This is a genomic window from Alteromonas infernus (assembly GCF_902705815.1).
In genome coordinates, this window is the sequence record NZ_CACSIG010000003.1 from 179,983 (window position 1) to 192,578 (window position 12,596).

Genomic DNA, 12,596 nt, shown 5'->3' on the forward strand with positions numbered 1-12,596 from the left:
ACGTTTAATTGTGCTAGAAGCCAATACACCAAAACTAAAGCGCCAGTGCTTTTTTCAAAGCACTGGCGCCAAATAACTGATAAAAGCCCTTAAAAGCGGGTTTTACTGATCAGATAAAATATTTGCAACAGACGCAAATTCAGCGTGTTCTTGCTGTTCTTGCGCTTGAAGGTCTGCTTGTTCAAGCGTAGCAGCCGTTACTAAACCTTCTTCAATTTCACGAAGTGCTGTCACAGTTGGCTTGTCGTTTTGAACGTCAACCATAGGATCTTTGCCTTCAGTGGCAATTTGACGTGCACGGCGTGCAGCAACAAGCACTAGGTCAAAGCGGTTACCAATTTTATCTACGGCATCTTCTACAGTTACGCGAGCCATGTATTTCTCCGAAAATTAGGTTGAGCAAGTTATTCAAAAAACGGCCGCGTAGTATACACAAATACACCGCGCGATCCTAGTATTTTGTTTGAATTTGAAGCAGTCAGATCGTTATAGCTATGTGCTGATCGTCTGCCTTTAAACTAAAACATTTGTCTATGCTGATAAGCTTACGCGCTACCAAGCAATTCGTCCAATAGCACCTGATGACGCATTTGTTGTTTCATCGTACGAAGACGCTGCGCAGTCACTATCGCTTCTAAGTCACCTAGTGCTGTGGCAAAGTCATCGTTAACAATTACGCTTTCGAACTCACTAAAGTGTGACATTTCCGCCACCGCTTGTGCCATGCGCCCAGCAATGACTTCTTCACTGTCCTGACCGCGGTTATTTAAACGCTGCTCAAGAACATCTAGCGACGGAGGAAGAATGAAAATACCACAGGTATCTGGCATAAGCTTTTTGACTTGGCGAGCACCTTGCCAATCGATATCCAAAAACACATCAATTCCGCGGTGAAGGGTTTGTTCAATGGTAACCCGTGATGTGCCGTAATAATTGCCGAACACCTCTGCGTACTCAAAAAATACGCCTTGTTCGATAAGCGCTTCAAACTGCTCTCGACTTACAAAGTGGTAGTGTACGCCGTCTACTTCACCCGGACGAGGCTGACGCGTGGTATGAGATACCGACACCTGCATAGGCGTAGTTTCATTACCTTCGTACTTTTCCATTAGCGCCTTTATAAGGCTAGATTTTCCCGCCCCTGAAGGAGCTGCAAGTATAAATAAATTGCCAAGTAGTGAAGCCATAGGATATTAAAAGTTTATCAAGATGTGGTGATTTCAAGTAGCAATGATAGCATATTAAGCCCTTGCGCCGTAACTGTGATTATCTGGTTTATGCATTGATGATCGATGATGACCTGTATTTAAGTTGCCGATCGGCGTTAGCAAAATACATAACAATAATAAGTTTCTAAGAATGGTGGGGCAGAAAAAGTACTCTGCCCCCCCACCATTCTTGCGAAAGACAGAGATTGCCCGTGAGAAAAGATAACCATTGGTAATGAAGCAACAACAAAACTAGGAAATATAGAATGACTCAGCAACTTCTGCCGTGCGTAGAGATAAATCCGTCAACAGCGCCTGATGCCTGCGTTATCTGGCTTCACGGTCTTGGCGATTCAGGCCACGGCTTTGCTCCTATTGTGCCCGAGCTTAAATTACCAGATTCAATGGCCGTAAAATTCCTGTTTCCCCATGCACCGGAGCGCCCCATCACGATAAATGGCGGAATGCGCATGCGTGCTTGGTACGACATCAAATCGCTAGATTTTGAAAGCCGCGCAGATCTTGAAGGGGTAAAAGAGTCGGCAGAACAGGTTGAGCAACTTATCAAAGCGCAGATTGAAAGCGGCATTAAAGCAGAACGTATCGTTTTAGCAGGGTTCTCCCAAGGGGGCGTTATCGCCTTGCACCTTGCCCCTAGATTTTCGCAAAAACTGGCCGGCGTTATGGCGCTTTCTACCTACATGTGTGAACCCGCATTACTAAGTAGTGAAGCACTAGACGTAAACCGCGAGACACCCATAATGATGGCCCACGGTGAGCAGGACGAGGTTGTACCGGTTTTCATGGGCAACGCTGCTTTTAAGACACTAAACGAATGCGGTTTTAAGGCAACGTGGCAAACTTACACCATGCAACACAACGTTTGTATGCAAGAACTTAATGACATCAGTGCATGGTTACAAAAGTTGCTTAACTAACACTTGCTGTCGCTAATTTTTTCGAAACGCTGGCGTACCATTACTACCAGCGTTTGTTACTTGCTGTTGTGCTCGCCAAGACATATTTAAAGCATTAACGCTTTTTGCGTCTGTCATTCCATCACGCGGTTTCTGCCCGCATTTTTCGCTTTGTATAAGTTATCATCAGCCTGTTTTAAACTGGCATGTAGGTTGGTATCGGTTAACGCTGTGGCAACACCAAAACTTGCGGTGATAGGGTGATTAATGTCTCCTGCTACAAAAGGTCTTTCTTCTATTAGCCTCCTCATTTTTTCAGCCAACTTAACCGCTTGCGTCAACGTAGCATGAGGAAAAAGCACCAAAAATTCTTCACCGCCAGTGCGTGCTACCACATCAGAAGATCTGACCGCTTCTTTCATCAAACTGGTAACATGAATAAGCACCTGATCGCCCACATCGTGACCATAGCTATCGTTAATCTTTTTAAAGTGATCGATATCTACCACTACCGCGCTTAAAGGAAAATATGTAGCAGGGTCTTGCATGGCCTTTTCAAAAAAAACCGGCTTCTAGAAAACGGCGGTTGGGCAGTTTGGTTAACGGGTCGGTATTGGCTTGGCGCATACGCTCAAAGTTTTCTTTCAACATCTCCTTTCGGCTTTGATGCCAAAAATTTTCGCCAATAAAGGCCACACAAACAAAACAAAGCGTAGAGATTAGGAAGCGAGATACGTGTTCATCGGAATACTGAGCAATTATATTCTCTTGGTTGTATAGCATAAAAGTAGTGATGGCCAATGTTACCGGAACATAAATCAACGCGGGCCTAAAACGCACCACTATGATCTGCAAGAACAACAGCGGAAACACAAAGTAAAGGCCGGTATTATTTAATCCCCCGGTATACACCAAGCCGTTAACAGTAAACATTGCAACAAGGCCGCCAACGTAGTAAAACACGTCGACTCGCGGGAATATGTGAGACAACAACACGTTTATGTATACAACGGCTGCTGAGGCTGTAAGGGTTCCTACAAGGAGCGGTGTATTATTTCCCACATTAAGCCACGCCATAAAGGCCATGATGGTGCCGCCAACATAAGAAATAAAATACAGTGTCAGTCTTCTGCGTTTTGCCTCTGCTTCGTCTTGTTGAGCGCTTCTTAACAGTTTCCCTAACGACGAGTAGTCCATACTAGAACCTTCTCCACTTTTATTACCAGACACCCTTAGCCCAACTCAGCATAGTCTGAAAGTTAACGATTAACCAAGTAGAAAATCACCGCTATTTCCAAACATTAACCAAGAAAATGCGTATACTACAACGTATCTCGTATGACGTTCAGTGATACGTCGTTTTGTTTATCTTTTTAATAGTTTGGAATAAGCATGAGTCATCTCAACACCACCCGCACCGTTCGAATTGCTACTAGAAAAAGTGCCTTAGCGCTTTGGCAAGCAGAGTATGTGAAGGCAAAATTGTTGGAGCATTACCCATCAATGACCGTTGAGCTTGTGCCCATGAGCACCCAAGGCGATAAAATTCTCGATACGCCGCTGGCCAAAATTGGCGGCAAAGGCCTTTTTATCAAAGAGCTTGAAATTGCCATGCTTGAAGGCCGTGCCGATATTGCTGTGCACTCAATGAAAGACGTACCGGTAGAATTCCCGGAAGGCTTTGGGTTACACGCTATATGTGAGCGTGAGAATCCGTTCGATGCCTTCGTGTCTAACAACCACGACAGCCTAGATGCACTGCCAGAAGGCGCAATAGTGGGTACATCTAGCCTACGCAGACAATGTCAAATTCGCAAATACCGCCCTGATCTAATCATCAAGGACCTTCGCGGTAACGTAAATACCCGTTTAGCTAAGCTTGATGCAGGCGAATACGACGCCATTATTTTAGCCTCTGCAGGGCTTATTCGCCTTAAAATGCAATCGCGTATTCGCATGGCTCTGCCTGCTGACATCTCTCTTCCGGCTGTAGGCCAAGGCGCTGTAGGCATTGAATGTCGCAACGACGATGAAGAACTAATAGCGCTACTTCAAGCATTAAACCACGCAGATACGCACACCCGTGTTACTGCAGAACGCGCCATGAATGAAAGGCTAGAAGGCGGATGCCAAGTCCCTATTGGCAGTTTTGCTACACTGGATAACGATGTGCTAACGCTCACTGGCATGGTAGGAAAGCCCGATGGCTCTGAGCTTCTTTTTGCCTCAGCTACCGCGTCTAGAGAGAAAGCCAAAGACATGGGTATTGAGGTAGCTGAAGCCCTTTTAGAGCAAGGTGCTGGCGAAATTTTGAAAGCACTTTATAGCTAAAATGCACGCTAAACGGGATAGGGATATTTTCTTATCCCGTTTACCTTCCCTTTTTTAAGCAGTATTTCGAAAACTAAAAGGATGAGGCTTCGTATTAATGCTACTGTTCACACGCCCTTTACCAAAATTAAAAGCGAGCGCGTTAGCTTTTGAAAATGCTGGAATTGATGCGGTAGGTGTAGCTACGTCTGATATTGTCCCAGTACTTTCAGAGCAATATGCTGCAGCTGAATTTTTATCTCACAACGCGATAAACGTAATTATTGTTACCAGCGTATATGCTGTAGATACCGTCGTTTCGGGGTTGAAGAAAACAGCGGCAGCCCCTCCCCTTGTTGTTGCAGTGGGCGACGCCACCGCACATAAACTTCGTGCAGGGCTGAGCGAGCTATCATCCGTCAATATTGCCATTCCTAAGGTTCATACATCCGAAGGTATACTGGCAATGCACCAACTTAATGAGGCAAACTGTCAACAAGTCGTTATTATTAAAGGTGAAGGTGGAAGGGACGCTATCGCTAATGGATTAGACGAAAAAGGGATGTCAGTGAACAGCTTTTGCGTTTATAAAAGGGAACCACTTACGCGCCCAATTTACACAAAACGGTGGAAACTGGGCGAAGTTAGCGGCATTATCGCTACAAGCGAAGCAATGGCACTGCAGCTTATAGAACAATTTGGCAACGCGCTTTTAGCTTATCCATGGCTAACAGTAAGCAGCCGCATTGCTAAAACCCTCACCAATAAAGGTATTGAAGAGGTTGCCGTTTGTCAGCGAGCCACCGATCAGGCACTCATCGCCTGGGTAAAGGAAAACTGGGAGTATTGAATGGCCAACAATAATGAAAATAGCCCACACAAAGAGGAACTCGTGAAAGTGGATGCTGAAAAAGAAGTAATAGAGTCTTCTGCCACGCAGAGTGAATCTTCAAAGTCTGGCGCTAAACAAAAAAAATCATCGGGTAATGGTCTACTTTGGTTTGTTGTAATTATCCTGTTTTTACTTGTGCTCGGTATGGCAGGCGCAGGTTATTGGTATTACATGCAGCAGCAATCAGCAAGCCAAGAAACGGTTATTGCACAGCAAAATAACGCATCTCAGTTAAACGCGATTGAGCGCGAGCGCGCAGACATTTTGGCATCAATTGAAAACGTCACGCGAACAAACCAAACGCTAGAAAGTACAGTTGCGGAACTTAAGTCACAAAACGAACAGCTAGCGCTTCAAGCAGAATCAACCCTGCAGCAGCTTAACAACATGGAAGGCCGACGCCCAGCTGATTGGCTAATTGCTGAAGCTGACTACCTTGTGCGTATGGCAGGAAGAAAGCTATGGCTAGAAAACGACGTTCGCACGGCAATTCTATTGTTAGTTAATGCTGACAAGCGCCTAAAGTCACTGGCTGACCCATCGGTGTTACCGGTTCGCGCTACCCTTGCCGAAGATATTCAAACACTACAGCAGTTAAACCCCGTATCGCAAAGTTCGGTGGCGCTAGCACTTACCGGCATGATGGCGCAAATCGATAAGCTTCCTCTGGATACCTTTGAAAAACCAGAAGATAGCAATGCACAAGACACGACATTGTCGGAATCGGCTGACGATTGGCAAGAAAATCTTGCGAAGGTGTGGCGTTCATTGGTTGACGATTTTCTTACCGTAAAAAGCATTGAAGGCCCGGTAGAGCCAGTGCTTTCGCTAGAAGCGCAGTTCCTAGCAAAAGAGCAGCTTAGATTACAGCTTATGCATGCGCAAACAGCTGCCCTTCAGGGTGATGAAGGCCTGTACAGTCAGTCACTGCAATATGCGCAAACCCTACTTACTGAAAAGTTTGATACCGAAAAAAGCCAAGTTACCGGTTTTATGGATGCGCTACAAAACTTAAGTGCTACCGATATTGCACGCCCTATTCCAACCGAGCTTGCGTCTCAAAAGCCATTGGAGCGTTTACTCGATAGCCGTGTTAAACAGGTATTTGGACAAGGAGCTAGCGCACTATGAAATGGTTAGCTATTGCCCTTGCGGTATTAGCCGCATTCGTTGTTGCGTTAATTGTCGGCCCCATGCTACTTGGCGATAAAGGCTACGTACTAATTTCATTAGGTAGTACCGCCATTGAGATGACGGTGATCAGTTTTTGTATTCTGGTTATTGGTGCCGTTATTGCGTGGTACGTACTATCGCGCTTTGCACTGTGGGCGCTAAGCCTAATTACCGGCTCTCACAAGTGGTTTGGGACCCTTGGCGAACGCAAACGCAAACGTGCATTTTACGACGGTCTTCACGCTATGGCCGCAGGCGACTTTGAGAGTGCTCAAAAGTCTTTGGGTAAAACCACCAACGGTGATTTTGAAGGTGTAAACTACTTAGCATCTGCGCAAATTGCTTTTGCCAATAACGACTTGTCTAAAGCCCGGTACTTCCTGGTTCAAGCCACCGATTTTCCTAATGCTAAAGTCGCCGCTACGGTGATGCATGCGCGTATTGACGTGGCTGAAGAGAAATACGACGCGGCACTGGAAAAGCTTGACGAACTAGACGAAAAAGAGCGCGAGAACAAGCAAGTTGTGCAGTTAAAAGCGCAAATTCTTGCCAAGCTTGGCAAATGGCAAGTGCTTCAGGAAAACTTATCTACGTGGCGCAAAGCGCTGCCTAAAGCCGACTACACCGCCTGGAGCCAGCGAATTGCAAAAGGTAAATTTGCTGAAATTGCCAGTAAACAAGGCGCTGTCGAGCTGAAATCCTATTGGGATACACTGCCACGCAAACTGCGTCATGACGATGCCTATCGCGCCGCCTACGTTCAGCAGCTGCTTGACCAAGGTATGCATGCCGACGCACAGCAACACCTTGTAGAGTGGCAAAAGCGCGGGCCTAATAGCGCGTTATTCCCGCTGTTTACACAGCTGAATTTACCTGATGCTTCCCCCTCGCTTCGCTTACTAGAAAGTTGGATTAAGCAAGATGAAGAAAACGTGGCCCTTTACTCAACCCTAGGCCAAGTTGCGTTTAATTCGGGTGACGATGTATTGGCTGAGAAAGCCTTGCTTAAAGCCACTAAAATGAAGTCGCGCAAAGAAGACTTACTGCTTCTTTCAGCGATAAGTGAGCGCCAGCAAGATACAGCCACGGCCCTTCAGCTTTATAAAGAAGGCCAGCAGCTAGCGGGCTAAGTGAAATTTCATTTAGCCTAGCTGGTAGTACTTGTATTGTTCGTAAAATTGGCGATATAGTAAAAAGGAATTTTGAATTCGCACTTTAATTTACAACCTGCATAGGTGGTTATAAAGTGCGAATAGAAACAAATTACTTGTCGGAGTGCTTCACTGGTAACCCAGTAAGCTGAGACCGCGAAAGTGGGATCCGTAGAACCTGATCAGGCTAATACCTGCGAAGGGAACAAGAAAATACAATGTGCACAGTGCTTTTAATAAGCGTAACGCTGTGGTTTGAATGTGTAAGTAACAACGAGTGATGTAAATGGTAAGTGATTAGCGCAGCACAAGGCGCAAACATTTACTTCTTATCTGCGATAAGTTTTCACCACTCATTGTTAATTACCTTCTAGCTATAATCGCGGTTAAAACCACTCAACCTCACACACTGTATTCTCCTTCACTCCTGACAAGCATTTTTAAACCTAAACGTAAAAGGCCAAAATGCTATGTCGAACAGACGCGAACAGCGCCAACAAGCGCAACAATTCATAAATGAATTAGCGGGCGAAGCCTACCCCAACTCAACACGCCATTATGAAAGTGGAAGTAGAGACGATATCCGTGTGGCCATGCGCCTTATTCACCAGCACGACAGCTTGGTAGGCGGCACAGAAGACAACCCTATCTTAGAACCCAACCCACCCATTCCGGTTTACGACACATCAGGCCCTTACGGCGACCCAAAGGAAAATATTGACGTACACAAAGGTTTATCGCCTTTGCGTAAAACCTGGATTGAAGAGCGCAGCGATACCCTTGAGCTTGATGGCGTTTCATCAAGCTTTGCCAAAGAACGTGAAAACGACATTTTTACCGAAGACTTTCGCTTTATACGCAGTCGCAAACCGCTAAAAGCAAAAGCAGGCAAAAACGTTACACAGCTGCATTACGCCAGACAGGGCGTTATTACCCCTGAAATGGAATACATTGCCATACGCGAAAACATGGGCCGCCAAGCCATTAAAGACGCCGAGCTAACTCAGCAGCACAAAGGCGAGCACTTTGGCGCCCATTTAACTGAGACGATAACCCCTGAATTTGTGCGACAAGAAGTGGCCGCAGGGCGCGCTATTATTCCGTGTAACATTAATCACCCCGAACTCGAGCCAATGATTATTGGCCGTAACTTCTTAGTGAAAATTAACGCCAACATTGGTAATTCTGCAGTAACGTCATCAATTGAAGAAGAGGTAGAAAAGCTGGTGTGGTCTACGCGCTGGGGCGCCGACACCATCATGGATTTATCCACCGGCAGGAATATTCACGAAACCCGCGAGTGGCTGCTGCGAAATAGCCCAGTCCCCCTTGGTACCGTACCTATTTACCAAGCGCTGGAAAAAGTGAATGGCGTAGCCGAAGACTTAACGTGGGAGATGTTTAAAGACACGCTTATCGAACAAGCCGAGCAAGGGGTAGATTACTTCACTATTCACGCAGGCGTACTGCTTGAATATGTACACCTTACCGCAAAACGGGTAACCGGCATTGTATCTCGTGGCGGGTCGATTATGGCGAAGTGGTGTTTAAGTCGTCACCAGCAAAGCTTTTTGTACGAGCACTTCAACGATATTTGCGAAATTTGCGCGAAATACGATGTAGCGCTGTCGCTAGGTGATGGCTTGCGCCCGGGCAGCGTAGCAGACGCTAACGACGATGCGCAGTTTTCTGAACTACGTACCCTTGGTGAGCTAACTAAAATTGCCTGGGAATACGATGTTCAGGTAATGATTGAAGGCCCAGGGCATGTGCCAATGCACATGATTAAAGAGAACATGGAAGAGCAGCTTAAGCACTGTCATGAAGCACCGTTTTATACCCTGGGGCCACTAACCACAGATATTGCACCGGGCTACGATCATTTCACATCCGGCATTGGTGCCGCCATGATTGGCTGGTATGGCTGCGCTATGCTTTGCTATGTAACCCCTAAAGAGCACCTTGGTTTACCTAACAAGGAAGACGTTAAACAAGGCTTAATTACCTACAAAATTGCTGCTCACGCCGCTGATTTAGCTAAAGGCCACCCGGGCGCGCAAATTCGCGACAACGCCATGTCGAAAGCGCGCTTTGAGTTTAGATGGGAAGATCAGTTCAATTTAGCGTTAGACCCACATACCGCGCGTGCGTATCACGATGAAACCCTTCCGCAAGCCTCTGGCAAAGTCGCACACTTTTGCTCTATGTGCGGGCCTAAATTCTGCAGCATGAAAATATCTCAGGAAGTACGGGATGTCGCTAAGCAGGCGGAAAACCTAGCTCCCGCCCAAGCCGCAGAAAAAGAAAAGGAAAAAGGCATGAAGGACATGGCGAACGCATTTAATAAATCGGGCGCCGAGCTTTATCATACCGCCGACAGTAAGGTTGAATTGCCATGACAGAGAACGCCTTGCAGCAGCCTGCGGTTAAACAGCCGGTTGTATGGTGTATAGGCGGTATAGATTCTAGTGGCGGCGCGGGTATTACCCGCGATGCCATTACCCTTGCCGACTTAAACGTTCACGCCTGCGTCATTACTACGCAGGCCACTGTGCAGTCGAATTCGATAATGCTAAGCAAAGAAAGTATGACGGCTTCAGCACTGAATCAACAGTGGCAGGTACTTAGCGAGAGCACACCAGCCAGCGCGATAAAAATTGGCGCTATTGCTAACGATGAACAAGCGCTGTTGTTGTGCGCGCGCATTCGCTCAATGGATAAACCTCGGCCATTTGTATTGTGGGACCCGGTAATACGCACATCATCAGGTGGAAAATTAAGCGAACTGTCTGAACCTGTAGTAGAAGAACTTTTAAATACCGTAGATTTAGTCACGCCTAATACCCAAGAGCTTTCGTGGTTAACTCGTCTATCGATAAAAAGCGAAGATAGCTTGCCTACTGCAGCCCACCAACTCATAACCAAGGGCGCGCACGCGATTTACATAAAAGGGGGACACGCCAACTGGCAAGCACACGTATGCGATACCTTCATCAGCCCCACCCAAACCATACAGTTTAGTCAGCCAAGAAAAGAGACCAGCAAGCTTCGCGGTACGGGCTGTATGTTAGCCAGTGCCATAGCGGCTTTTGTGGTGAACGACTACTGCATTGAAGATGCCCTTACCCTTGCCAACGCTTATGTTAGCCAGGTTAGGCACGCTTCTTGTGCGAACACAGCGTATACCCTTACATCACAAAAAAGCAGCCCTGCCTATGGACGCTGTATAGGTTTCCCCAATAACCCATTGTGCTTTCCTTCGGTAAAATTTTATCAACGGGAACACGCGCCCTCGCAGCCGTCATTACTAAGCGCCAAACAGGAGTCACACGTTCAAAGCCAAGCTATAGAACGCCCCTTTCCCGCCCTTACGCAAACCGACTTGGGCTTATACCCTGTTGTTGATAGCGTTGACTGGATAGCACGCTTATTACCTACCGGGGTTAATATCATTCAGCTTCGCGTAAAGCACGGAACGCAGGAAGAGATTCGCCAACAGATAAAAGAAGCCATAGCACTTACGAAAAATACACACTGCCAACTGTTCATTAACGACTACTGGGAGTTAGCTATTGCGCTAGGTGCGTACGGCGTTCACTTAGGACAAGAAGATATCGACACCGCAAATTTAGAGGCCATTCGACAGGCAGGTTTACGGCTTGGTATTTCTACCCACGGCTTTGCTGAAATACAGCGCGTACGTGCTTTGCACCCTTCGTACATAGCCCTAGGGCACATATTTCCTACGAATACCAAAGACATGCCATCTAAGCCCCAAGGTGTTGAGAGGCTGCGTAAATACGTAGCCCTATGCGAAGGAATTCCTACGGTCGCGATAGGCGGTATCAATTTAGCGCGCATTGCCGATGTGGCAAAAACCGGTGTTAATAGTATTGCCGTCGTCAGTGCAATTACCCAAGCTGATGAACCGTTAAATGCGTTTTGCAAACTATCGAAGGAGGCGGGTTTTGCATAGCCATTCATTCACCCAGCCCCTAGACAAACAAGATATCCAGCGATACAGCAGACAACTTATGCTTGAGAGCGTGGAAGAAGACGGCCAAGCTAAGCTTGCAAACTCACACGCCGTAGTAGTTGGCCTTGGTGGATTGGGCAGTTTAGTCGCCCGTTATTTGGTGGGTGCCGGTGTGGGAAGCATCACTTTAGTTGATGGTGACACGGTAGACATCAGCAATTTGCAGCGCCAGGTAACCTACAACGAGATGCACCTTGGAGAGCTTAAAGCCAAATCGCTGTATAACGAGCTCCGCAAAGTTAACCCCAAGCTTAATATCAGATATAAAAGCCTTTATGTTGATAGTAATAACTTACCAACGCTGATTTCCTCAGCCGATTGCGTGCTTGACTGCACTGACAAAATTGACACGCGAAAATTGATTAATGCGAATACGTACCGCGCCTCTACACCGCTATTTATTGCGGCAGCGAGCGGACTAAGCTGGCAGGCAATAAACCTACCGCAAAACTCAACAAGCTGTGGCTGTTACGCCTGTCTTGTTGAATACATCAATGTCCGCGAAGACTGCTTAAGCAAAGGCGTACTTGGCCCTGTGGTTGGCATGGCGGCTTGCCATCAGGCAACGCAAGCATTGCTGTTTTTAGCCAAAGGGTTCAGCGCCAATATCAAATGGGGCCATTACCTAACTGGGAACGCCGACCTTGGTTCCCTTAAAAGCTTTACGCTGCCCTCTTCTTCTACTTGCGAGGTATGTCATGACCCAAATTAAAGTGAATGTGAACAATCAACCCATGAACGTGATATCGCCCATCTCGTTAAACGAACTGGTTGCGCTTAAGCAGATCAACGTAGACGGGACTGCCATCGCTAAGAATGCGGCCATTGTGAGCAAACGAGACTGGTCGACAACGTATCTTAACGATAACGACACCGTTGATATCTTTACCCTAGTTGCAGGAGGCTAAT

The 12,596-nt window shown here is 46.7% G+C and carries 13 protein-coding genes and 1 riboswitch; of the genes, 9 read left to right on the top strand and 4 right to left on the bottom strand.

From position 1 onward, the window contains the following. Nucleotides 1-102 precede the first annotated feature (102 nt). Together rpoZ and gmk are read right to left on the bottom strand one after the other, a co-directional pair. Nucleotides 103-375 (bottom strand): DNA-directed RNA polymerase subunit omega, encoded by a 273-nt coding sequence (gene rpoZ / locus ACX5J7_RS00905; RefSeq protein WP_012516676.1) that lies wholly within the window; start codon nucleotides 373-375, stop codon nucleotides 103-105. A 170-nt stretch (nucleotides 376-545) separates the two neighbouring features. Further along, nucleotides 546-1,187, bottom strand: a complete 642-nt coding sequence (gmk, locus tag ACX5J7_RS00910) for a guanylate kinase (protein ID WP_043960446.1) — start codon at nucleotides 1,185-1,187, stop codon at nucleotides 546-548. A gap of 287 nt (nucleotides 1,188-1,474) precedes the next feature. On the opposite strand from gmk, the gene ACX5J7_RS00915 reads away from it, so the two are divergent. Next, the gene (locus ACX5J7_RS00915) at nucleotides 1,475-2,146 is read left to right on the top strand and encodes an alpha/beta hydrolase (RefSeq protein ID WP_020745167.1); all 672 of its coding nucleotides are present in this window, start codon (nucleotides 1,475-1,477) and stop codon (nucleotides 2,144-2,146) included. Nucleotides 2,147-2,259: 113 nt separating this feature from the next. On the opposite strand, the gene ACX5J7_RS00920 is transcribed toward ACX5J7_RS00915, so the two are convergent. Next, nucleotides 2,260-2,673 (bottom strand): GGDEF domain-containing protein, encoded by a 414-nt coding sequence (locus ACX5J7_RS00920; protein WP_498705751.1) that lies wholly within the window; start codon nucleotides 2,671-2,673, stop codon nucleotides 2,260-2,262. A 7-nt stretch (nucleotides 2,674-2,680) separates the two neighbouring features. Then, nucleotides 2,681-3,322, bottom strand: a complete 642-nt coding sequence (locus ACX5J7_RS00925) for a hypothetical protein (RefSeq protein ID WP_498705753.1) — start codon at nucleotides 3,320-3,322, stop codon at nucleotides 2,681-2,683. Nucleotides 3,323-3,517: 195 nt separating this feature from the next. On the opposite strand from ACX5J7_RS00925, the gene hemC reads away from it, so the two are divergent. From hemC to thiS, 8 genes are all read left to right on the top strand, one after another. Then, nucleotides 3,518-4,456 (top strand): hydroxymethylbilane synthase, encoded by a 939-nt coding sequence (hemC, locus tag ACX5J7_RS00930; protein WP_012516671.1) that lies wholly within the window; start codon nucleotides 3,518-3,520, stop codon nucleotides 4,454-4,456. A gap of 97 nt (nucleotides 4,457-4,553) precedes the next feature. Continuing rightward, nucleotides 4,554-5,285 carry a uroporphyrinogen-III synthase gene (locus ACX5J7_RS00935; protein ID WP_012516670.1) on the top strand — a complete coding sequence of 244 codons (732 nt, stop codon included), beginning with the start codon at nucleotides 4,554-4,556 and terminating at the stop codon, nucleotides 5,283-5,285. Next, entirely contained in the window at nucleotides 5,286-6,458 is a 1,173-nt protein-coding gene (locus ACX5J7_RS00940) for a uroporphyrinogen-III C-methyltransferase (RefSeq protein ID WP_498705757.1), read from the top strand. It abuts the gene before it with no gap. Continuing rightward, on the top strand, nucleotides 6,455-7,630 hold the full coding sequence (locus ACX5J7_RS00945) for a heme biosynthesis HemY N-terminal domain-containing protein (RefSeq protein WP_020745164.1): 1,176 nt from the start codon (nucleotides 6,455-6,457) through the stop codon (nucleotides 7,628-7,630). The genes ACX5J7_RS00940 and ACX5J7_RS00945 overlap by 4 nt, the downstream gene beginning before the upstream one ends. A gap of 131 nt (nucleotides 7,631-7,761) precedes the next feature. Further along, a riboswitch (TPP riboswitch) is annotated at nucleotides 7,762-7,873 on the top strand. Nucleotides 7,874-8,121: 248 nt separating this feature from the next. Beyond that, nucleotides 8,122-10,050, top strand: a complete 1,929-nt coding sequence (gene thiC / locus ACX5J7_RS00950; protein WP_498705760.1) for a phosphomethylpyrimidine synthase ThiC — start codon at nucleotides 8,122-8,124, stop codon at nucleotides 10,048-10,050. Further along, nucleotides 10,047-11,627, top strand: coding sequence for a thiamine phosphate synthase (gene thiE / locus ACX5J7_RS00955; RefSeq protein WP_498705762.1), 1,581 nt, complete (start codon nucleotides 10,047-10,049; stop codon nucleotides 11,625-11,627). The genes thiC and thiE overlap by 4 nt, the downstream gene beginning before the upstream one ends. Further along, nucleotides 11,620-12,399 (top strand): HesA/MoeB/ThiF family protein, encoded by a 780-nt coding sequence (locus ACX5J7_RS00960; protein ID WP_498705764.1) that lies wholly within the window; start codon nucleotides 11,620-11,622, stop codon nucleotides 12,397-12,399. Before thiE ends, ACX5J7_RS00960 begins: the two co-directional genes overlap by 8 nt. Continuing rightward, nucleotides 12,386-12,595: a sulfur carrier protein ThiS gene (thiS, locus tag ACX5J7_RS00965; RefSeq protein ID WP_012516664.1), complete on the top strand. Its 210-nt coding sequence runs from the start codon at nucleotides 12,386-12,388 to the stop codon at nucleotides 12,593-12,595. The genes ACX5J7_RS00960 and thiS overlap by 14 nt, the downstream gene beginning before the upstream one ends. Nucleotide 12,596: the final 1 nt, after the last annotated feature.